Origin of the sequence: Prevotella dentalis DSM 3688 (assembly GCF_000242335.1) — a bacterium.
Lineage (GTDB): Bacteria > Bacteroidota > Bacteroidia > Bacteroidales > Bacteroidaceae > Prevotella > Prevotella seregens.
On the sequence record NC_019960.1, the window covers coordinates 213,025 to 236,057 of the forward strand.

Annotated in this window: 11 protein-coding genes; 6 read left to right on the forward strand and 5 right to left on the reverse strand. The window is 60.4% G+C overall.

Annotation, left to right across the window (positions count from 1 at the left end):
- Window positions 1-23: 23 nt before the first annotated feature.
- Both PREDE_RS00810 and argR read right to left on the reverse strand, forming a co-directional pair.
- Entirely contained in the window at window positions 24-626 is a 603-nt protein-coding gene (locus PREDE_RS00810; protein WP_005845834.1) for a GNAT family N-acetyltransferase, read from the reverse strand.
- A 3-nt stretch (window positions 627-629) separates the two neighbouring features.
- A complete protein-coding gene (argR, locus tag PREDE_RS00815; RefSeq protein WP_005845836.1) occupies window positions 630-1,106 on the reverse strand; it encodes an arginine repressor in 477 nt (158 codons plus the stop codon).
- A gap of 402 nt (window positions 1,107-1,508) precedes the next feature.
- Between argR and PREDE_RS00820 the strand changes: the two genes are divergently transcribed.
- From PREDE_RS00820 to PREDE_RS00840, 5 genes are all read left to right on the forward strand, one after another.
- On the forward strand, window positions 1,509-2,831 hold the full coding sequence (locus PREDE_RS00820; RefSeq protein WP_005845838.1) for a glycoside hydrolase family 28 protein: 1,323 nt from the start codon (window positions 1,509-1,511) through the stop codon (window positions 2,829-2,831).
- Between the two features lie 374 nt (window positions 2,832-3,205).
- Window positions 3,206-6,199 (forward strand): SusC/RagA family TonB-linked outer membrane protein, encoded by a 2,994-nt coding sequence (locus PREDE_RS00825; protein WP_005845840.1) that lies wholly within the window; start codon window positions 3,206-3,208, stop codon window positions 6,197-6,199.
- Between the two features lie 21 nt (window positions 6,200-6,220).
- On the forward strand, window positions 6,221-7,831 hold the full coding sequence (locus tag PREDE_RS00830) for a RagB/SusD family nutrient uptake outer membrane protein (RefSeq protein ID WP_005845842.1): 1,611 nt from the start codon (window positions 6,221-6,223) through the stop codon (window positions 7,829-7,831).
- 93 nt (window positions 7,832-7,924) lie between these two features.
- Complete coding sequence (locus tag PREDE_RS00835) at window positions 7,925-11,248, forward strand: GH92 family glycosyl hydrolase (RefSeq protein WP_015298337.1); 3,324 nt, start codon at window positions 7,925-7,927, stop codon at window positions 11,246-11,248.
- 120 nt (window positions 11,249-11,368) lie between these two features.
- Window positions 11,369-14,842, forward strand: coding sequence for a GH92 family glycosyl hydrolase (locus PREDE_RS00840; RefSeq protein ID WP_015298338.1), 3,474 nt, complete (start codon window positions 11,369-11,371; stop codon window positions 14,840-14,842).
- A gap of 143 nt (window positions 14,843-14,985) precedes the next feature.
- On the opposite strand, the gene PREDE_RS00845 is transcribed toward PREDE_RS00840, so the two are convergent.
- The 3 genes from PREDE_RS00845 to PREDE_RS00855 form a co-directional block, all read right to left on the reverse strand.
- Entirely contained in the window at window positions 14,986-17,793 is a 2,808-nt protein-coding gene (locus PREDE_RS00845; RefSeq protein WP_005845852.1) for a carboxypeptidase-like regulatory domain-containing protein, read from the reverse strand.
- A gap of 294 nt (window positions 17,794-18,087) precedes the next feature.
- Window positions 18,088-18,801, reverse strand: coding sequence for a Bax inhibitor-1/YccA family protein (locus PREDE_RS00850; protein WP_005845854.1), 714 nt, complete (start codon window positions 18,799-18,801; stop codon window positions 18,088-18,090).
- Window positions 18,802-18,957: 156 nt separating this feature from the next.
- On the reverse strand, window positions 18,958-19,917 hold the full coding sequence (locus tag PREDE_RS00855; RefSeq protein WP_005845855.1) for a C10 family peptidase: 960 nt from the start codon (window positions 19,915-19,917) through the stop codon (window positions 18,958-18,960).
- A 193-nt stretch (window positions 19,918-20,110) separates the two neighbouring features.
- Here PREDE_RS00855 and PREDE_RS00860 point away from each other — a divergent pair, with 193 nt between their 5' ends.
- On the forward strand, window positions 20,111-22,990 hold the full coding sequence (locus PREDE_RS00860) for a M16 family metallopeptidase (protein WP_005845859.1): 2,880 nt from the start codon (window positions 20,111-20,113) through the stop codon (window positions 22,988-22,990).
- Window positions 22,991-23,033 lie beyond the last annotated feature (43 nt).

Sequence of the window (23,033 nt, forward strand, 5' to 3'; positions counted from 1 at the left end):
TGCTGCCCGGTCTTTTCCGGCTTTCAGGGGGTTGCCTTTCCGTCGATGCGCCTTATCCGCTGCATCACCTCCTCGGGCAGCTTGGCCGGCAGGTGCTCTTCGGGGTCGAAGAGCATGGCCGTGCAGATGCAGAACTTGCGGCCCGTGCGGTGCAGCACGTCCTTGTTGATGCAGCCTTCGCAGCCCCGCCAGAAGGCCTCGTCGTCGGTCAGGTCGTTGAAGGTCACGGGGTGGTAGCCCAGTTGGGTGTTCATTTTCATCACGGCCGACCCGCTCGTGAGCGAGAATATCTTGGCGTGGGGCCAGCGCATGCGCGCCAGCGTGAACGTCAGGTTCTTGATGCGCTTGGCCAGTCCCAGCCCCCTGAAGTCGGGATGGACGATGAGACCCGAGGTGGTGACGTAGGTTTTGTTGCCCCAAGTCTCGATATAACTGAAGCCTGCAAACTTCTCTCCCTGCAGGGCGATGACGGCCTTGGCCTCGCGAATCTTCGTGGCTACGTACTCCGGCGACCGCTTGGCAATGCCCGTGCCCCGCACTTTGGCGGCCTCGGCTATGGTTGTCAGGATGGTGTCGACGTATCTCACGTGAGACTCGTCGGCCACCATCACCTTCACTTCTTCCATTTGTCAGCTCTGAATGTCTACGATGTCGTTGATTCCCTGGATGAGGGCCTCATGGTCTACGCCCTCTTTGAGGACGATGAAGATGGTGTCGTCTCCGGCGATGGTGCCCAGTATCTCGGGCACGTTGCTGTTGTCTATGTTGTAGGCGATGCTGCTGGCATAGCCCGGCCGCGTGCGTATCACGCCGATGTTGCCCGAGAAATTGATCGACTGGAATCCGGGCGTCTGCATCATTTCGGCCACCGAGAGGGGCTTGCGCACGCGCCGGTACATCGTTTCGTTGGGCAGCACGTAGACGTACTGGCCGTTCATGCTGGCCGCCTTGGCCACCTTGAGCTGTTTCAGGTCGCGGCTCAGCGTGGCCTGTGTCAGCTGGAAACCCTCGCGTTTCAGCTCGCGCAGCACCTCCTCCTGGCTGCCCAGCTCTTTGCTCGATATAATCATCTTGATGGCTTCCAGCCGTCGGTCTTTGATCTTCATGCGTCGTATTTTTATGCTTTATCTGCTTGCAAAATTACAAAATATGGGGGAATCTTCCAAACGAAACGGTATATTTTTGCGCGTTTAGCGGATAATTTGTGAGCGAATTGCATTTTTATGGGGCATAATTATTCGGCCACGGCTGCGCCGTGACCGAATGGCGGTCCTGTGAAGGGGACGTTGCGGCCTTGCGATTGCGCCGTCATCGCGTCGCGTTTGCACCGCAATCGCAGGGCGTTTACGCCGTTGTCGCGTCGCGTTTACGGCTTCGTCGCAAGGCATTTGTGGCTTCGTCGCAGGGACGCGACGGCGTGGCGCAATGCCCAGGGCCGGGAAAAAAGCGGCCGAAAACTTTGCAGGACCATATCTTTTTCTTATTTTTGCAAGCAAAACCAATCTCTGATGCGACAACTTTTACTAACTTTAATCACCCTCTTGCTGCCTCTGCTTTCGGTCTCGGGGCAGGTGAAAGTGTTCGACGTGACGGCCTACGGCGCCCTCGGCGACGGCCGCACAGACGATGCGGCGGCCATTCAGCGTGCCGTGGACGCCTGTTCGGCGGCGGGCGGCGGCCAGGTCTACTTCCCCACGGGCCGCACGTTTTTGGCCGGCCCCGTGGAGCTCAAGACCAACGTGGAGCTCCATCTTGACGTCGATGCCACGCTGTTGGCCAACCCCGACGAGGCCGTCTACCACAAGAGTGCATTCGGTGAAAACGAGGGCGAGGGCATGATGTGGCTCTGGGCCAAGGACGTGCGCAACCTGCGCATCAGCGGCCGCGGCACCATCCATGGCAACGGCATCCGCTTCATGGGCCGCGAGTTGGCCGACTCCTACGAGCTGAAACCCACCACCACCTTCGACCCGCGGCCCCACGTGCTCACGCTCATCGGGGTGGAAAACCTGCAGATTCACGGCGTCACCATCCGCGAGGGGGCCTACTGGACGGTGCATCTCGTGGGTTGCAACGACGTGGTGATCGACGGCGTCAACCTGCTCAACAACCTGAAGATACGCAATGGCGACGGCATCGACATCGACCACTCGCGCAACGTGCGCATAGCCAACTGCCACATCACCTCGGGCGACGACTGCATCTGCCTGAAGAACCGGCGTGAGTTTGCAGCCTACGGGCCCTGCCGTGACATCACTGTAACCAACTGCACCATGTCGTCGCGCTCGTGCGCCATCAAGATAGGGTCGGAAAATGTAGACTCCATTTGCAACGTCACCATCGACAATTGCGTCATCACCGGCAGCAACCGCGGCCTGGGAATACAGAACAGAGACGAGGGCACGGTGATCGATGTGTCGTTCTCCAACATCGTCATGGACCTGCGGCTGTGGAGTGATGTGTGGTGGGGCAAGGCCGAACCCATCTACGTTACTTCCTATCCCCGCGCCGACGGAAACTATAAAGACGCCAACTGGCGCTTCCCCAAGGGCGAGACACAAGGGCGTTGCGGCGAGGTGAGCCGCATCTACTTCACCAACATCTTCGCCACCTCCGAGAACGGATGTTTCGTGGGCGGCGACGTGATGGGCAAGGTGAACCGCGTGTATTTCAATAATGTGCGCCTGCGCCGCGTGCGTGTCACTTCCTATGACAACAGCTTCTTCGACCTGCGGCCCCGCCGCGGCGACGGCTTTGTCAAGACTCGCGGCATGGACTCGTGGTCGTCGAAGGCCACCGACTGCGAGCTCGAGGTGAAGCTCGTGCGCTGAGCCGGCCCCGTGGCCCGCCGCCCGTTGGTCCCGCACAGCCGGGCTGCCGCCCCGCCTGGACCCGCTCTATCGGCTCGCCCCGCGCCCCGGCTGCCCCGCTTGTGGCCGCTCCATCGCCCTGGCCCGCCAGCCCGCCGCTCCGCTTGAGCTTGCTTGGCGCTTTCCTTGGGTCAGTCCGCCGCCCTGCTTGGGCTTGTCTGTCGTCCTTGCCCTATCATAGCCTATAACCTCTTATCACCACCTATCCCCTCCTATCATGGCCTGTCCCAGCCTCGCCCCCGGCCCCTCCCCTCCTGTCATGGCCAGTCCCAGCCTCACCTTCACCCCCTCCCCGCCTATCCAACAACATTTATACAACCTTTAAACCAGCAATTATGCAAGATGTACAAAACCCCGTGAAGACAGCCTTGTGGCGGACCTTGCTCCCCGCCGGCCTGTTGCTTTGCAGCACAGTGGCGATGGCACAGAGCCAGAAGACCGGTGTCATCAGTGATGCCAACGGCGAACCGCTCATCGGTGTGACCGTCATGGAGCAGGGCACCAACAACGGCACGGTGACCGATGCCAACGGCCGCTACACGCTGAAAACCACCAAACCCAACGCCCGCCTCAAGGTGTCCTATGTGGGCTACGCCGACCAGGTCATCACGCCAGGCCAGAGCGTGAGCCTGAAAGAAGACAACGCCATGCTCAACGAGGTGGTCGTGGTGGGCTACGGAACCATGCGCCGCAAGGACGTCACCTCGTCCATCACCACCATCAAGGCCGAAGACCTGAACCAAGGAGTGTTCACCGACCCTGCACAGATGCTGCAAGGCAAGGTGGCCGGCCTCGTAGTGACGTCGAACGGCGACCCCAACGGCTCGTCGAGCATCACCCTTCGTGGTGCTTCCTCGCTGCGGTCGGGGGCCGCCATGTCGCCCTACTACGTCATTGACGGCATTCCCGGCGTCGACATCTCGATGGTGTCGCCCGACGATATTGAGAGCATCGACGTGCTGCGCGACGCCACAGCCACAGCCATCTATGGTTCCAAGGCCGCCAATGGCGTCATCATCATCACCACCAAAAGCGGTGGAAAGACCGAGCGCACCAACGTGAGCTACAACGGCTACGTGGCCTTTGACCACATTTCCAAGACCCTCGACATGGCCTCGGCCGAGGACATCCGCAACTATGTGGCGAAAAACAACCTCAAATACGAGTACGACAAGGGCGGCAATGTGGACTGGCAGGACGAGGTGCTGCGCACGGCCGTGAGCCATAACCACAATGTTGCCATCAACGGCGGCTCGTCAAAGACCAAGTATATGGCCAGCGTCGACTACATGAACAGGGAGGGAGTCATCAAGGGCTCCTATATGAACCGCTTGAATCTGCGCTCGCTCATCTCGACCAAAGTGCTCAAAGACAGGCTCGATCTGTCGATGGGTGTCAACTCCATGTACGGCAAGCACGTGGGTGTACCCATGAACAACGAGGGCGGCTCGGTGCTCGACGCCATGAACTACTTCCTGCCGCTGAATCCTGTAACCAACGAAGACGGCACGTGGTCCAAGGGGTCGGGCTCGAAAAACTACAATCCGCTGTCGCTTATCCACGAGGACACTTCGGAGAATGTCTGGAAGCGCACGCAGTTTATCGCCAAGGGCACGCTGAAATTGATAGACGGACTCCTCTGGAATGCCAACTATTCCTACAATCACTATCAGCACACCCACAGCGCCTATGATACGCACAACACCCAGTTGGAGGGTATCAGCGACTATAACGGTCGCGCCACGCGCTCCACTTTCCTGGGTCACGAGCAGACGTTCGAGAGCTATCTCAACTTCGACAAGACGTTTGCCAAGGTGCACAAGCTCCAGCTCATGGCCGGTTATTCATGGGAGGAGAAGACCTCTAACGATGGATTTGGCCTGACGGTGCACAATTTCTTCGACGACTATCTGAAGTGGAACCAGCTCACCTACGCCGGAGCCATCGACGGTATGCCGGCTGTACAGAGCGGCACCAAGGAGACGGTGCGCAACATTTCGTTCTATGGCCGTGCCAGTTATTCCTATAATGGCAAGTACATGCTGCAGGCCACGCTACGCCGCGACGGCTCGTCGGTGTTTGGCAAAGGCCATCGTTGGGGCTACTTCCCCTCGGTGTCGGCAGCCTGGAACATCACGGAGGAGGAATTTATGAAGAACCAACATGTCTTCGACAACCTGAAGCTGCGCGTGGGCTACGGTGTCAGTGGCAATGCGCTGGGCTTTGGAGCCTATACGGCCTTGAGCACTTACGGCGGCAAAGGCTCGGTGTTCAGCTATAAAGGCAATAGTTGGCCTATCCTGGGTACCACCAAATTGGCCAACCCCGACCTGAAATGGGAGACGACGGGAATGTTCAATGTGGGTATCGACTATGCGTTCTGGCACAATCGAATCAATGGTAGTCTTGAGTTCTATCACAAGAAAACGAAAGACCTTATCTGGGACTACCCGGTGTCGCAAATCATCTATTCATTCGGCAGTATTGCGGCCAACGTGGGCGAAATTACCAACAAAGGCGTGGAGTTCACCGTCAACATCAATGCCGTGCGCACCAAGAACTTCAACTGGACGACCACGCTTAACCTGGCCCACAACAAGAACTGCGTGGACCGTTTGTCGAACGACAAGTACCAAGTGGGCACTTTCGACCAGGGCGATCCCATGGTTGCCGGCGTGTCGTCGCAGGGTTACACCCAGCGTATTATCGAGGGACAGCCTCTCGGCACGTTCTATACCTATGAGTTTGCCGGCTACGACGAGAAAGGTGTGCCCGCTTATTACGAACGCGATGCCGAGACAGGTGAGCGCACCGGCAAGACAACCAGCAAGCCTGAGTACAAGGATCGCACCATCACGGGCTGTGCACAGCCCAAGCTGAACCTCGGCTGGAACAACACTTTGGCGTACAAGGATTTCTCGGCCACCGTGTTCTTCACCGGCGTGTTCGGCAACAAGATCTACAATGGAACGCGTGCCCACTACACCGCTCCCGACTTCTTCTCGGGCGGCAAGAACGTGTTGAAAGAGTATATCACCGACCGTCCGGTCACCGACAACCTGAACAACATCCCCTCGACACGCTTCATCGAGAATGGTTCTTACCTGCGCCTGGCCACGATGACGGTGGGCTACACCTTCAAACACTTCGACGACTGGCTGCAAAGTCTCCAGATTTACGCCACCTGCAACAACCTGTTCACCATCACCGGCTATAAGGGCATCGACCCGGAAGTCAATATGGGCGGCACCTCGCCGGGCGTAGAGTATCGCTGGAGCAACTATCCCCACACGCGTTCATTCCTTGTGGGTGTCAAGGTGATTTTCTAATTCTTTAATGATGATACGGTAATGAAGAAGAATATAAAGACTTTTGTTGCAGCCGGCCTCGCGGTGCTGGCTACCGGCTGCACCGATTTGGATGTTAAAGTAGACTCGCTTTACACGACTGCACCGGGTAGTGAGGCTGCCGTCGAGGCCAATATGGCGGATATTTACTTCCAAATGCGCGGTCCGTTTGGCCGCCGCTATATGGAGGCCATGGCTCTCTCCAGCGACGAGTGGACTTCCGTGGCCTACGGTGGAGGCTGGGTTGACGGTGGTGCCTACGCCCATCCATCGTTGCATGCCTATTCCAAAGAGGATGCAACGATAGACTGGATGGGCGAGCTTGGCAAAGGAATCGTCAAGGCCAACGAGGTCATCGACAGCGAGACGGCCGATGAAAAGTACAAGGTTTCGGCCCGGGCCATGCGCGCTTTCTTCGAGTTCATCATGATGGACTGCTGGGGCGATGTGCCCATTGTGGACCACAGCCGCAAGGATTTGGACATCGAGCTGCGTCAGCCACGTGCCGAAGTGGCCAAGTACATCGAGAGTGAGCTGTTGGATATTGTCCCGAAGCTGCCTACAGAACTCAATAGCGACACCTACGGCAAGCCCACCAAGTACATGGCCCAGGCCCTGCTCGCCAAGCTTTACATCAATTGGCCCGTCTATACGGCCGACTCTGTGCAGAACTATGATGCCGCCACGGCCCGGAATGAGAAGCTCCAAGCCTGCATCAACGTGTGCAACGACATCATCAATTCGGGTAAGTTCAACCTGGGTTCCATGGCTTATCGCTTCAAGTTCGGCCCCAACAACACGGCCCTCAACGTGGAAGACTTCATCTATGTGATGCCTTACGACACCTACGATGCCACGGGCATGCAGTACGGTCGAGCCAAGTCTTACAAGGATGTAAAGTCGTTGAAGCCCAGCTATTACGGCATGAACCTCGCCAATTCGGGTGGTGCTTACATGACGTTGACGCCTGAATTTGTCAGGCTCTTCAACCTGCCGGGCGACGAGCGAAACCTTTGCATCATCGGCGATACGGTGCATGTGTACGACCCCGAGACGCTGTTACCCACGAGTCAGGTATGTCTCGACCGCAGTGGAAAACCGTTGGTGCTCCATCAAGACATTACTCTCGATCCGATGTTTGACAAGTCTACGATCGACGTGGGCGACAATCTGACCGGCTGGTCACAGGGTTACCGCTCGGTGAAGTGGTTTGTCATCAACGATGATTACAAGAACGGGCGTAACCAAAGCAACGACTTGCCCATCTTCCGTTACGCCGACATCCTCCTCACAAAAGCCGAGGCACTCGTGCGCAGCAACGGCGACCAGGCCGAGGCCCGCAAGCTGTTCAACCAGATTCGTGCCTATGTGCATGCCCCGTTGCTCGACCACAACCCCTCGCTCGAAGAAATCTACGAGGAGCGTGGACGCGAGTTTTTCGATGAGAACTGGCGGCGCAACGACATGATTCGCTTCGGACACTTCGAGGATGAATACTTTCCTCACTACAAGGATTTCCCCACGGCCCGCTTCGACAAGACGTGCCGCGTGTTCCCCATCCATAGAGACATGCTGAATTCCAACCCCCGCTGGAAGCAGAACGAGGGCTATTAATTCTGACGAAATCAATCTTTTCAATCTGCGGGCTGGCCTTTCCGGCCAGCCCGCTTTCATGCTGTGAACCTGATGTTAAGAATATATTTGCAGATGGTGAGGCCGATTTTCTTTCTGTACGTGACGTTGGTCTCGCTGGGAGTCTCGGCCCAAAGGATGGAGGTGGTGGTGCATCGCGGAGCCAATGCACTGGCTCCGGAAAATACAATTGCCTCGGCCGACTCGGCGTTGAAGTATGGCGCCGATTGGATTGAGGTGGATGTGAGACCGAGCCGGGACGGCGTTCTCTTCAATCTGCACGACGAAACGCTCGACCGCACCACCAACGGGCATGGCCCGATTGCCCGCATGACCGCCGCCGCTGTGAGGCGGCTGGATGCCGGCAACTGGTTTTCGCCGGCGTGTCGAGGCATGCGCGTACCCACCATTGCCCAGATGCTCGACCATCTGCGTGGGCGTGCCCGTGTGTTTTTTGACGTGAAGCGTGGCACACCCATCCCTCGGCTGGTAGCTCTGGTGCGTGCCCAAGGTTATGCCGACAGCAGTTTTTTCTGGTTTGCCGACGAGCGGATGCTGCACGAATTCGTGCGTCTTGCCCCGGAAATGAAGGTGAAAGTCAATGCCAATGACGTGGCGCGGGTGAAGTATTGGCAGGCTCGATGCTGTCTGTCCTACGTGGAGACGGCTCCTCAAAACATCACACAAGAGTTGTTGGATTACTGTCATGGGCAGGGCATCCGGGTCATGGCGGCGTGCCAGGAAGACGATGTTTCCCAGTTCCGACAGGTTATTGGCAGTGGGGTCGACTTGGTGAATCTGGACCGTCCGGAGGTTTTTGCCCGCTTGTTGAGCGAGGCAGAGTCGTGTGCCGGCCATGTAGACCCGCTCATTGGCAGCGAGGGAGAGGGGCGGGTGTTTGTGGGGCCGTGCATGCCTTTCGGCATGGCCAAGCCTGGGCCCGATGCTGTTTCGATGCCCAACGCCGGATGGGCCCCGATGCCCGAGGCGGTGAAGGGATTCTCGCAGACCCATGTGAGCGGCACGGGCGGCGGACAGAAATATGGCAATATTCTCATTCAGCCGATACGGCAGACCGACCGTCCCGCGATGAAGGAACTGCTGCTGTCCGACGGCCGCCGGGCACCGGTGCCGGTTTATGCCAGCCGACGCCAGCACGAGCGGGTGGCGTTGGCCTGTTATGACTGCACCTACGAGAACGGAATCCGCACGGAAGTGACGGCCGCCGACCGCTGCGCTCTCTATCGTTTCCACGGTGCCGATGGGCTGTTGGTGGACGCAGCGTCGTTCCTCGGCATGGATACCATACCCGACAAACGGGAGGCACAGCAGTACGTGGACTCGCGCATCGAGCTGCGGGGCGACCGCGACATCTGCGGCTCCACCACCATTCGGGGCGGATGGAATAATGGCGGGCCCTACACCGTGTACTTTTGGCTGCAGAGTGACACGCCCCTCACGCCCGAGCTGCCCGTGGGCACGGATCCTGCGCTGCCTGCCGACACGGCCGTCTGCAACGGGTCTTTCTATGCCCTCGTGCGGTGGACGGCCGCCGTGGCCAATGTCAAAGTGGGCATCTCCTACGTCTCCACCGACCAGGCGCGCCGCAACATCGTGTCACGTAGTTTCGACGAACAGCTGGCCGAGACCCGCCGCACGTGGGCCGGCATGCTGGCGCGCATCCCCTATCAGGGCACGCGCAAGGAGATGCGCATGTTCTACACGGCTCTCTATCACACGCTGCTCATGCCCACAGACAAGACCAACGAGAACCCGCGATGGGAGGGCGGCCCCTACTTTGACGACTACTACGCCCTGTGGGACACCTACCGCACGTCGTTTCCGCTGCTCATGGACTACTATCCCGAGCGGGCCGCGCCGATGGTTCAGGCCCTGCTCGAGATCTACAAGCACGACGGTTACCTGCCCGACGCCCGCAGCGGCGACTGCAACGGACGCACGCAGGGCGGGTCGAATGCCGAGGTGGTGCTGGCCGACGCCTATGCGCGGGGCCTGAAAGGCATAGACTACGGCCTGGCCTTGGAGGCCATGGTGAAGGACGCCGAGGTGCCGCCCGCCGACGATGAGAAGGAGGGACGCGGCGGCCTGGCCGAGTACAACCGGCTGGGCTACATCCCCTACGGCACGCCGCGGGCCGGCACACGCACCGTGGAATACAGCTACGACGACTGGTGCATCGCCCTGCTGGCCAGCGGATTGGGCCGCGAAGACCTCCATGCCAAGTACATGGCGCGCTCGCGCAACTGGCGCAACCTGTGGCGGGCCGACTACGAGTGGCAGGGCATGCGCGGCTTCATCATGCCGCGCGACGCCCGGGGCCGCTGGCTCGACTCCGTGCCCTGGGGCCGCTCGCAGCTGTTCCACCCGCACATTCCCTACCGTCCCGACACCAGCGCGGCCCCGTGGAACCTGCCTTGGTGGAACACTTTTTTCTACGAGGCACTGTCGGCGGAATACTCGCTCTGCGTGCCCCACGACGTGCCGGAGCTCGTCAGCCTCTGCGGCGGCGACTCGGCATTCCGCCGCCGGCTCGACACATTCTTCGACCGGGGACACTACAACGTGGGCAACGAGCCCTCGTTTCTCACACCTTATTTATATCATTACATCGGCCGTCCCGACCTGAGTGCGCGCCGTGTGACGCAGATTGTGAACCGCCATTTCTCCGACCGCCCCGACGGACTGCCCGGCAACGACGACAGCGGGGCCATGTCGAGCTGGCTCGTGTGGGCGATGTTGGGGAAGTATCCGGCCTCTCCCCAGCCCGTTCCAGTGGGAGGGGGAGAACGATGCGGGGCGCACTACCTGACGATTCCTCCGGTCAGAATACAGGAAGACGCTGCTTGGAATGACACGTCTTCCTCTCCTGCCAAGCCGAATCCGAAAGGGAAAGCCTCGCCGGAGCAGGGACTTGCAGCGGCGGCGGGCGAGGTGTTCTTCACCCTCAACCGGCAGTTCCGCACCTGGCCGCTCGATGCCCGCTGGCAGGGCGACACGCTGCGGCTGACCTGCAACGGCTGCCTCTACCGCATGCCGCGCCGCGAGGTGGAGCAGGGGAGCGGCTTCTGCTGGGACAGTGCCTATCGGCCGGGCAAGCGCTACGACTGCCGGGGCACGTTCCTCATGGTGTCGCGACGGGCCCGGCGCACCCTCCTGCGCACGCGAAAAATGGTCTACGACGGCATCACCTGGCGCGAGCAGGGGCGCACGGACAGCCTGATACACCTTCGGGCCGACGTGGACGGCACGGAGATGTGGATAGCCCGGCGCGGGCCGCTGCCCTGGGTGGTGCGCATGGCCGGCAATCCCTTGGGCATCGACTGGCGGCTCAACCGCATCCCGCCGACTCCCCGCACCCCCACCGATGGGCTGCGCTGAAACGCCCTTTTTCCTTAAATATCCTTAATGTCCACGCGGCATTCGGGATATTTTGGCTTATTTTGAATCCAACAAACTGATGTTGCGGGCCCCGCCGTCCGCCTTATCCAACCCTTTTCCATGAAGCAGAAACGCCTCTTTCCCCTCCTCCTCTCCCTGTTGCTGGCCGTTGCGGCCCCGGCCCAGAAGTCGCCCGAGCAGCTGGGGGGCGTATATTACGCCTATCCTGCCGTGCCCGTTCCCGCCGCGGCCGCGGCCCCGCAGGGCTACGTGCCCTGCTATGTGAGCCACTATGGCCGCCACGGTTCGCGCTGGTTGCCCAGCGACAGCCGCTACGAATGGGTCGTGGCCCAGCTGGCCGACGAGGCCAACCTCACCCGCCGCGGCCGCAGTTTGCGCCGCCGCATGCTCCGCGTGTGGAACCATGCGCGCGGCCACGGCGGCGAGCTCACGCCCGTGGGCGAGCGTCAGCAGCAGGGCCTGGCCGTCAGGATGGCGGCCCGCTTCCCCCTGCTCATGCAGTCGGGGGCGCGCGTGGAGGCGCGGTCGAGCGTGGTGGGCCGGTGCCGCCGCAGCATGGAGGCTTTCTGCACGGAGCTGGGCCGCCGCTGCCCGGGGATCGGTCTGACCGCCGTGACCGACTCGGCCGACATGCGCTGGATGAGCTACGACTCGCCCGACGAACTGCTGCTGCAACGCGACACCCGTGTGCCCCTCGGCGTCTCGCCCCAGCGGTGGGCCGCCGCGGTGTTTCGAGAACCGGCCCGCGTGGCCGACGCCGAGCGGCTTTTCTCCGAGGTGTTCACCATCGCCACCGACATGCAGGACGTGGACGGGCTGCGCGTCTCGCTCTTCGACCTCTTCACCCGTGAGGAGATGGAGGCCCTCTACCGGCAGAACTGCACGCGCATGAAGTGGCAGAACGGGCGCGTGCCCGGCAACCACGACATTCCCGCCCTGTGTGCCGCACGCCTGTGGCGGCACATTTCGGCCGAGGCCGACGCCGCCCTCGCCACGGGCCGGCCGGCGGCCACGCTGCGCTTTGGCCACGACACGGCCCTCTACCGGCTGCTCAGCCTGCTCGGTGTGGCCGACCCCTCGGAGGGCCGCGGCGAGCTCGACCGCATTGTGCCGATGGCTGCCAATCTGCAGATGCTCTTCTGCCGGCGGGCCGGCGCCGCCTCCACTGCCGCGGCCGGGCAGGGCAACGACGACGTGCTGGTGGGCTTCTGGCTGAACGAGCTGCCCGCCACGCTCACCGCCTTGCAGCCCGTGGCCCGGCAGGACGGCGTGGACTATTACAGCTGGACGGCCGTGAAGCGGGCCGCCCGCCCGTGGCTGGACCGCCAGTTGTGGAAAGACCGCACGCAGGGCATCAACACTTTGGTGGGCACCGACTATGCCGTGACCCAGGCGGCCGGCCGTTACGGCAAGGGCTCCGAGGAGCACGGGCAGACGTTGCCGGCCGTGCTCGAGCCCCACGGCCACACGTTCTGGACGCCGCAGACGCAGGACACCGAGCAGAAGTGCGTGGCGCCCTACTACTATCGCGACTCGCTGTTTCAGGGCTTCCGTGCCAGCCATTGGCTCGTGGGCGGCTGCACGCAGGACTACGGCTCGTTCACGCTCATGCCCATGACGGGCCGCCTACGGCTGTGCCCCGCAGAGCGGGCCACGCCTTTCAGCCACACCGGCGAGACGGCCCATCCTTATTACTATGCCGCCAACCTGCCGGCCGAGCAGCTGCTGGCCGAAATGACGGCGCGCAGCCACTCGGCCCTCTTCCGCTTCACGCCCGGCCGCTCGGGCGAAATGCACGTGGCCGTGCATCCCAACAGCGACGAGCGCGAGGGCTTCGTGGCCGTAGACACTGCCCGCCGCTGCATCTGGGGCTACAATCCCGTGCACCGCATCTATCAGGGATGGGGCGAACGGGCCGGCTTCAGCGGCTGGTTCGTGGTGGAGTTCCAGCAGCCCGTCAAGGCCTTTGGCGTGCGCGACACCGTGGCCTACGTCACCCTCGACGCGCGGGCCGGCGAGCCCGTGCTGGTGCGGGCGGCCTCGAGCTTTGTCGATGTGGACGGGGCGTGGGCCAACCTGCGGGCCGAGCTGCCCGCGTGGGACTTCCTCGGCACGCGCCTTGCCCTCGACAGCATCTGGCAGCAGCGGCTGCAAACCCTCCCGGTGGAGGCTGCCGACGAGGCCGCCGCCAGCCAGTTCTACGGCACGCTCTACCGCGCCAGCTTCCTGCCCCACGAGATGAGCGACGTGGACGGCCGCCGCCCAGCCTTTGCCACGGGCCGCCCCGTGAGCGGGGCCACGGCCTACGGCGACTTCTCCATGTGGGACATCTACCGCGCCCAGCTGCCCCTGCTCAGCCTTGTGGCTCCCGAGCGCATGCCCCTGATGATGCAGAGCTTGGTGCAGATGTACCGCGAGGGCGGCTGGATGCCCATCTTTCCCTGCTGGAACTCGTACACGGCGGCCATGATTGGCGACCACGCCGCGGCCGCGCTGGCCGACAGCTGGGTGCGGGGCACGCGCGGCTTCGATCTCGCCGGGGCCTATGCCGGGCTGCGGCGCAACGCTTTCGAGCGTCCCGCCACCTTTGCGGAGTACAAGGACGGCATGGGCCGACGCGCCCTCGAGAGCTATCTGCGCTACGGCTATATCCCGATGGAGGACTCAGTGCAGGAGGCTTTCCACACCCACGAGCAGGTGAGCCGCACGCTGGAATATGCCTACGACGACTTCTGTGACGCCCAGCTGGCCAAGGCCTTGGGCCGCACGGCCGACTACGAGGCCCTGATGAAGCGGGCCCGCAACTGGCGCAACGTCATCAATCCGCACACGGGCTGGGCCGACGGCCGTCACCGCAACGGCCGCTGGCTGGGCAACCGCGACCTCACCAATCGTGTGCCGTTCATCACCGAGGGGGCCGTGATTCACTACTCGTTCTACGTGCCCCACGACATCTACGGCCTCATGGAGGCGATGGGCGGACGGGAGAAGTTCATCCAAAAGCTCGACACGTTGTTCGGCATTTCTTCCCCATCCTCCACCGGGGAGGGCCGGGACGGGGCCGGAGAGGCTTCGGATGGAGCTTTGAGCAGTGCTTCGGGTGAGGCTTTCTACTGGCACGGCAACGAGCCTTGCCACCAGATTCCCTACATGTATGCCTGGGCCGGCCAGCCCTGGAAGACGCAGCAGCTGGTGCGCCGCATCCTCCAGACCGAGTACCTCGACCTGCCGGGCGGCCTCTCGGGCAACGACGATGCCGGGCAGATGTCGGCCTGGTACATCTTCTCGGCCCTGGGATTCTATCCCGTTTGTCCGGCCACACCTTATTATATTTTGGGTTCGCCCACGTTCCGCCGGGCGCGCATCGGCCGCCTGGTGATGGAAGCCCCCGACGCGTCGGCCGAGAACATCTACATCCAGCGCGCCACCTGGAACGGCCGTCCCTATACCCGCAACTACATCTCCCACGACATGCTGGCCGGCGGCGGCACGTTGCGGCTCGACATGGGGCCGCGTCCCAACAAGGCGTGGGGCAGCCGGCCCGAGGACTGTCCGCCCGACGTGATGCAGTGACCGCCGGGCGGTCCTCTGCCCATTGCGCCGTCATCGCACAAAGAACAGGCCGTAATCGCGACGCGATTACGGCCTGAACGTTTGGCGTTTACGGGCTTGTCGCACGGCGATGGGCCCGTAAACGTTGGGGCGGGGTGGCGAGGTCAGGGTTGCTTCTTCGGACTTTTCTGCCATCGCCAGGCCACGGTGCCCATTACATAGTGGGGCAGGCTCTTCTCCCACACCTCGGTGCGGCCCTGCGCGGTGACGGTGTAGGTGGTCGAAGAGAGCTGTTGCAGCAGGTCGAAGGCCTGCACCTTGGCCGTGAGCCGCCCCTTGGCGAACGTGCGCGAGAGCTGTGCGTTCCACACCAGGTCGCTGGTGTTCATCTCGCTGCTCTGATAGCCGCGGCGCGAAAACAGCTTGATGTCGGTGCCGAGCGTGAGGTGCCAGGGTAGCGTGCAGTTGAGCGTGGCCCCGCAAGTATAGTCCCATGCGTTGATGGCCTGGAAGTTCTGGCTGCGGCTCGAGGCCCTGTACCAGGTGGCATTGCCCAGAACCGCGGCCGTGACGCTGCCCAGGGCGTAGGTCAGCCGGGCCTCGCCGATGGTCCTGTAGTTGTCTACCTTGCGCAGGTCGGGTGTCTTGTCGAGGTTGTAGCCCAGGTCGAAATCCACGCTGTGGTCGTACAATTCGGTCAGGCTCGCGGTCAGGGTGAGCCGCTGTTTACGGTCGAGCGTGCTGGTGTTGTCCACCCGGCACTGCACCGCCCTGTGGCCGTCGACGTTGGCCTGGCGGTAGGTGTAGGTGCCGGTCAGCCGGTCATACCAGGTCTGCGTGCCCCAGGCGTTGTGCGTCAGGCGCACGCCCGTGTCTATGCCCCACCATCCTGCCTTCTTGGTTTTGATGGAGAAGCTCCCTGCCAGCGTGTGCGAGCTTTGGCTTTTCAGCCCCGGATTGCTGATGCGCGTATGGCTGGCCGAGCTCGTTTCGCGGCGCGGCATGAGGTCGGTAAAGTCGGGAAGCTTGTATTGCGCGGTGTATCGGACGAACAAGCGCTTGCCGCCCTTGTTGTAGCTGTAGCGTATTTCGGGGTCCAGCCAGAAGCCGTGGCGGCGTGCCACGGTGTCGAGGGTGCCGCCGTGGTAGTGCATGCGGTCGTGCTGATTGTGGGCATTGAGCAGCATGGAGAAGCTCTCGTAGCCGTCTTTGTCGGTCTGCCAGCCGAGCCAGAACCCCACGGGGTGGTCGCGCGAGAGGATAGTGTAGTTGCGGGTGTTGTCCCGGTCTACGGCCAGCTGCAGGTCGTTGCTGCCGGCGGTGGGCAGCCAGTCGAGCCGATAGTGGTCGTTGTGCCGGCTCGTCCAGCTCTGGAAGTAGTTGATCCAGGTGCGCAACCGCCAGCCGGAAGGGAAGTTGAACACGTAGTCGAGGTTGCCCCGGTAGTTGTAATTGCGGTAGTGCAGGTCCCGCAGGAGGTGCCGTCGGTCGGTGCTGTCGAGGGCATGGTAGCGCGTGCGGCTCTCGTTCTCGTCCTGGTCGGGCCTTGATGTTTCATACATGAACGAGGCCTGGAACTCCAGGTTGTCGCCCCAGGGCAGCTTTTTGTCGAAGTCTGCATAGGCGTCGACGTGGAAGTATTCGCCCCGGCCGCGCCCGTTGGCTGCCGAAGAGAGCATGGGCCGCCCGCCCCGGTGCGTGGAGTCGGTGGAGGATTTGTGGTTGTTGGCACGCTGATAGTCCATGTGGACGGACGATTGGAGGTTGAAAGGCACGTGAATCAGCGAGCGCATGGTGAAGATGTTGCTGAGGTTGAGGTTGGTGACTTTGCCCTGCCGGGCGAACCGGCTCTGGCTGTAGATGTCGCCGTCGCCGGCATAGGTCTGGCTGTGGCCGCGCCGCTCTTCGCTGAGCGAGGTTCTGCCGGCAGTGACGTCGAGGCGGTTGGAGAGGCTCTTGGCCTTGTTCTCGGTCTGCATGTTGAAGCCTGCCTCGCGGGTGTTTTTGAGTCCCTTGGGGCTGTTGGCGGGTGTCCACGAGCCGTCGCCGCCCGGCCGTCGGTCTTCGTTCACGTTGTTGGCGTTGGCAAAAAAGCTGTAGCGCGTGCGGTCGCTGTAGAGCAGCGAGAAGAGCCGCGCCATGAAGCGGTTGCTGCTTCCGCCGCCGGCCTCGGCATTGGCCATGGCTCCCCGGCTGTACTCGCGCTTGAGCGACACGTCCATCACGTAGTCTTTCTTCTCCACGTCGTAGCCCAGAAAGCGGCTACGCTCGGTGCTCTTGTGGTAGATCTGCAGGTTTTTCACGGTGTAATAAGGCAGGTTGTCGAGCATCACTTTGTTCTTGCCCTTGAAGAAATCGCTGCCGTTGAGCGTCAGATAGTCTATTTTTTCGCCGTTGATATAGATGTCGCCGTTGTCCATGAGCTTGGCGCCGGGCAGCTGTCGGACGAGGGCGTCGAGCATGCTGCCCTCGGGCAGGTTGAAGGCTTCGGCGTTGAACACGAGAGTGTCGCCCCGTTGTACCATGCGTATCTTGGTGCCCGTCACCACCACTTCGCCCAGCTGGTGGTCGCCGTCGAGGCGGGGCTGGCTGCGCGGCCGCCGCTTCATGTAGTGCCATTCGGCGTCAAGATAGGCGTTGCGGCCGATGTGGTGGGCGTGGAAATTGACGTAGCACGGCTCGTAGCCGGGCAGTTCGGCCCGGATGATGTAGTGGGCCTCGCGCCGCGGAATGTTGATGCGCCACCACGAATCGCCGCCCGTCCCGGTGCCGTTGGTGCGGCAGGTGGTGGTGTCCACCACGCTGCTGTCGGGGCGCATGAGCGTGATATGGGCCGCGAGGGGCGCGCGGGTGAAGCTGTCGAACACGTGTCCCCAGAGTGCCATTTTGCGCTCCTTGGGTTGGGTCTGTGCGTGAATGGCCGGCACAGCGAGCAGCCATAGGACTATGATGAGGCTGCGAAAGTTAGGCATTGTTAGCTTTCGTTTAAGTTTTTTAAGGGGGGGGTAATTTCTGATTTAGGTTTTTGGCACAGGTTGTCAGTGCCGGATGGTGGTGTGAAAAAAGCATGGTCACGAGGCTTTGAGTTGGATAAGGTAGAATGAAATGGGGAGATAACAGGGGTGTGCTAAAACGAATCACCGAGGCTGAATTGTAGGGACGCACACCGTGTGTGTCTGTTCATGTCGTTCGATTTTCGGACATACAAGGCGTATGTCCCTACAATGTGCCCGTCATTCGGGGTTTTTGCTACACCCTCCTGCGGTTTAGTCTCTGTTGCCGAATATCCGGAGCAGATAGAGGAACAGGTTGATGAAGTCGAGATAGAGGCTCAGTGCGCCCATGAGGGCCAGCTTTTGTGCCCCCTCGCTCAGGTCTGCTTGCCGTGCGAGCATCTCCTTGATCTTCTGCGAATCCCAGGCGGTGAGGCCCACGAAGATGGCCACACCGACGTAGCTCAGGATGAAATCGAACATGGCACTGCGCATGAACACATTGACCACGGAGGCGATGATGAGGCCGATGAGGGCCATGAAGAGGATGCTGCCAAAGCGCGAAAGGTCGGTCTTGGTGAAGTAGCCGTAGGCCGCCATGGCGGCGAAGGTGCCGGCTGTGATGAAGAACACCTTGGCGATGGAGGCCATGCTGTAGACGATGAAGATGCTCGAGAGGGTCACACCATTGAGTGCAGAGTAGAGCACGAACAGCGAAGTGGCTGTGGAAAGCGACAGGCGGTCGATGCGGGCAGTGGTATAGAACACCAGTCCAAGCTCGAGGAGGAACAGCACCCAGATGGTGGCCCCGCCGCTGTAAATCAGTTGGAGAATGCTGGGGCTCGTAGCCACGCCGTAGGCGCAGATGCCCGTGATGGCCAGGGCCAGCGTCATCCATACATACACTTTGCGCATCAGGGCCGGAAAGGCCGACGAGAGGGTGGCCTCGCGCTGCTGCACCATTCTTTCTAATTCTTGTATTTCCATTCTCTTTTTGTTTTTAATTGTTTCTGATTGGAATGCTTGCAAATATATAATCCTTTTGTCACTTTACCGCAAGAAGCATGCCATTCTTAACCAAAATTGGCTTCGCGGCCTGTGGACGATGACTTTTGGGTGGAAAGGCGAGGGGGCGTCGTGCCGTTATCTGACGGCTATTTTCCGTGTCTTTCCGCCTTGCGTCCGTACAATGTTGATGCCCTTGCGGGGGGCTTTTGTCCGTGTCCCGTCCATCAGGAAGTACTCGGCGGCGGCGGAATGGCGGCTGTTGTTCGCCATTTTGGCACCGATGCCCGTGGGCTTGGGCGGCCGGATGTTGATGGTCATGGACCTGCCGTAGCGGTAAGGAATCTGTTTCAGGTCGTAAAAGCCGTCGCCGCCGCCCAGCCCGTAGACCACGTGGAACTTGCCTTCGGCATTGTAACCGTCGACCACGAAGCTGTGGGCGCCGTAGCTTTCGGTCACGCCGCCATACAGAACAGGCATTCCTGCAGACAGCTGCTCGTAGAGCGTGCAGAACCACAGACTGTCCGAGAACTCCTCGTAAGCGCTCATGTGTACGATGGCCGGGTCGTAGCCGAAGTGGTTGACCATTGCTTGGGGCACGTCCATGTCGAACGCTCCGCTGTCGTACTGCCCGTAATCCATCTGCACCGCGGCCCCGCAGTCGGCCATCAGCCGGGCCACGGCCTCCTGCTCGGCGGCCGTGCGGGAGTCGGTCGGCAGGTAGGAGTCCCTCATCAAATCCCATGAATAGCTGCTCTTTCCAAGGTCGGCTTCGATGGCTTGCAGTTGGCCGGCATCGTCCTGATAGGAATAGCTCACTGTGCCCTTGCCCTGCGCGGGGTAGCGGTAGTACCTCATCACCTGGGCCATGGCCGTGGCCACGCACCCCGTCTTGCAGTGCACGCTCTTGCCGGGCGCCGTGGGGCAGTCGTTGTGATAAGGTGCGTTCTGTCCCCATCGGGTGGAAAGCATGGGCTTGACCTCCGTCTTGATCTTGGGAAGCAGGGACAGATACCAGTCCTTGGCCGTCTTTTCCTGACTCCGGGCAGCAGTGGCTGCAGCAAGTATCGCCACGAACAGCAATGTCTTTTTCTTCATAAATACGGATGTTTTTTGGGTTTACGTGCAAAATTAGGCAAAAAAATCCAATGCTTGTAGCTGTCCAAGCAAGAAAAAGAAAGAATCAATTGGGGAAAAACGAGAATTTGTTTTGCCGTGAATCACAAAAAAAGTAATTTTGCAAGGGGCCTTTGCCGCCCCCTCTGCACATTGATTTCAACATCCGAATCTTATGAAAAGACTGTTTCTTTTGCTCTGCATCCTCCTCGTTGCCGCATCCTTTCGTGCCGAAACGCCGCTGCAAGTCAAGACCCTGCGCCTCTCCAACGGCTTCACCGTATGGCTCAACGAAGACCATGCGCAGCCGCGGGTCTTCGGAGCTGTGGTGGTGAAGGCCGGGGCCAAGGACTGTCCCAATACGGGCATCGCGCACTATTTCGAGCACTTGCTGTTTAAGGGGACAGACCGGATAGGCACTGTGGACTATGCCGCCGAGAAGCCGTGGCTGGACAGTATCTCGGCGCAATACGACTTGCTGGCCGGCACGACAGACCCGACGGCACGCATGAAGATACAGCGGCACATCAACGAGTTGTCTGTCCGGGCGGCCGAATATGCCATTCCCAACGAGTTCGAGAGCCTGATCTCCATGTATGGCGGTACGGGGCTGAATGCTTACACCTCTTTTGACGAGACGGTGTATCACAACAGTTTTGCCCCCCAGTATCTGGCTCAGTGGTGCGAACTCAACTCCGAAAGGCTCATTCATCCCGTGTTCAGGCTTTTTCAGGGAGAGCTGGAGACTGTGTACGAGGAAAAAAACATGTATGCCGACCAGATGGTTGTGCAGGCGGCGGAGGCGGCCCAGCGTGAGGCCTTGGCCGGAACGCCCTATGCCTATCCCATCATTGGGTCGACGGAAAACCTGAAGAACCCGCGGCTGTCGGAGATGCGAAAGTTTTACGACCAGTATTATGTGGCCGGAAACATGGGCCTGATACTGTGCGGCGACATCCGGACAGATGATGTCGTGGGGTTGTTGGAGCGCACGTTCGGCCGCATTCGGGCGGGTGAGGCTCCACGGACGGCTGCGGCAAGTGTGGGGAGCTGGCGCGGGCGCAGGGAGCTGCGGCTCAAGCTGCCGGTGCCTTTGGTGAAGGCACGGGGGTATGGATTCAAGGCTCCGTCTGAGCACAGCGCCGATTATCTGCCCTTTAAAGTGATGATGTCCATGCTGTCCAATGATACGCAGACGGGGCTGTTCGACTCGCTGACCCATGAAAACAGAATCATGGAGGGTATGGCCGGGGGCTATGATTTCAAGGATTTCAGTATCTTTGGTTTCGGTTTTGTGCCCAATCTGCCGTTTGGTTCGGCGAAACGGGCTGATCGGTTGTGCTGGGAACAGGTGGATAAATTGCGGCGTGGCGCGTTCTCGGACGATGTGTTGCAAGCCGAAAAACTGTCGCTGGCCAGGGCGCAGGAACTGGATCTCGAAACCATCGGGAGCCGGAGCAAGGCCATGATTAATGCTTTCTCGCATGGATTGCAATGGGACGACGTGCTGGCAGAGAGGGAGAAGATAGACAAGGTGACGCGTGAGGATGTGGCCAGAGTGGCACGCACTTATTTGAACGACGACTCGTTGAGGGTGAAAAAGGTGTTTGGCCATTATGCCAAAGAGCGCATTTCGCAGCCCGGCTACAGGCCGGTGACGCCGCCGAATGCAGGAAAACGGTCGGCCTATGCCGAACAGATGGCCCGAATGCCCACGGTGCAGACAGGGCCTAAATTCTTGGATGTAGAGCGCGATGCCTCGCACCGGCAGCTGCGTCCATTGGTGAATCTCTATCAGGTAAAGAACCCGACGAACGATATTTTCAGCCTTCAGCTGATTTATCGGAAAGGTTCTCGGAGTGACAGCAGACTGGAGGCCATGGCCGGTTATTTGGAAAGGATAGGGACGGAAAGGCACACCAAACAGCAGCTGGGCAGGGAAATGCAGCGGCTGGGTGCTTCGCTGGAGTTCTCGGTGGAGCCGCAGCAGGTGATGTTGACGTTGACGGGTTTCGACAGTAACTGGTTGCCGTCGGTCAAATTGCTGAGAGAATTTCTGACAAGGCCAAAGGCGGACAAACGAAAATATGCAGAGTTGGTGAAAGCCGTCAGGCTGGAAGAGAAGACTTTCCTGAAAGATAACACGCATGTTGCCGATGCCGTTTATGGCATGGCGGAGTCTGGAGACAGCTCTGAATACCTCATGCGCTGGCCGGCACGGGAGCTGAAACGCATGTCGGCAGGGCAACTGGTGGAGGTGTTTAAGGATTTGCAGCGACAACAGTTGGATGTGGTGTACAGCGGACGGCTGGCAGAAACCGAAGTGGCTGCAGCCGTTAGCGAGTATGTTCCCATAGGTGAGGTCAGTCGGAAGTGGGAATACAAGCCCGTGAGCGTGCGGAGCTATGGCTCGCCTGTGGTCTATATTTATGACAATCCGAAAGCCCGTCAGACCATCGTGGGGACTTATCAGACGGTTTCCCCACTGGGCACGGCCGATCAACGGGCACGCTTCATGTTGTGGAGCAACTATTTTGGGGGCGGCATGTCTTCTGTGCTCTTTCAGGATATTCGGGAATTTAGGGCCTATGCTTACTATGCAAGAGGCTGGGGGCAGATGCCCGACCTGCTGCAAGCTCCTGCATATCCTTGTGCCTACTTTACCCGAATGGGAACCCAGGCCGACAAGACGATGCGCGCTTTGGGAGTGCTGGACTCTCTGTTTGGGGCCATGCCACTCCGGGAAGCCAATGTTGCCGCAGCCAAGCAACACATGGTTAATGTCGTCAACAATGGCTATCCGTCATTCCGGCAGGTAGGATGGTCGGTGGCCAATTGCCGTCTGGCCGGATATACGGACGACCCGGCCCGGGCTGTAGTGGGTGCTTTGGGCAATCTGGGAATGGACGAGATAGTCCGTTTCTATGAGGACGAAATACAGAAATGTCCTCGGGTGACCATGATAGTAGGAGACAAACGGAAGTTGGATATGGCCCAAATCAGGAAATTGGGCAAGGTGATCGAATTGCGTGCCAAGGATGTTTATCGACGATAGTGCAGGAAATATCGTTTCGTCCACCGCTTCTTCTCGTTCGTGC

Bases quoted from the DNA above. Each gene is read 5' to 3' on its own strand.
- PREDE_RS00810 (WP_005845834.1), bottom strand. From the start codon at position 626: ATGGAAGAAGTGAAGGTGATGGTGGCCGACGAGTCTCACGTGAGATAC.
- argR (WP_005845836.1), bottom strand. From the start codon at position 1,106: ATGAAGATCAAAGACCGACGGCTGGAAGCCATCAAGATGATTATATCG.
- PREDE_RS00820 (WP_005845838.1), top strand. From the start codon at position 1,509: ATGCGACAACTTTTACTAACTTTAATCACCCTCTTGCTGCCTCTGCTT.
- PREDE_RS00825 (WP_005845840.1), top strand. From the start codon at position 3,206: ATGCAAGATGTACAAAACCCCGTGAAGACAGCCTTGTGGCGGACCTTG.
- PREDE_RS00830 (WP_005845842.1), top strand. From the start codon at position 6,221: ATGAAGAAGAATATAAAGACTTTTGTTGCAGCCGGCCTCGCGGTGCTG.
- PREDE_RS00835 (WP_015298337.1), top strand. From the start codon at position 7,925: ATGGTGAGGCCGATTTTCTTTCTGTACGTGACGTTGGTCTCGCTGGGA.
- PREDE_RS00840 (WP_015298338.1), top strand. From the start codon at position 11,369: ATGAAGCAGAAACGCCTCTTTCCCCTCCTCCTCTCCCTGTTGCTGGCC.
- PREDE_RS00845 (WP_005845852.1), bottom strand. From the start codon at position 17,793: ATGCCTAACTTTCGCAGCCTCATCATAGTCCTATGGCTGCTCGCTGTG.
- PREDE_RS00850 (WP_005845854.1), bottom strand. From the start codon at position 18,801: ATGGAAATACAAGAATTAGAAAGAATGGTGCAGCAGCGCGAGGCCACC.
- PREDE_RS00855 (WP_005845855.1), bottom strand. From the start codon at position 19,917: ATGAAGAAAAAGACATTGCTGTTCGTGGCGATACTTGCTGCAGCCACT.
- PREDE_RS00860 (WP_005845859.1), top strand. From the start codon at position 20,111: ATGAAAAGACTGTTTCTTTTGCTCTGCATCCTCCTCGTTGCCGCATCC.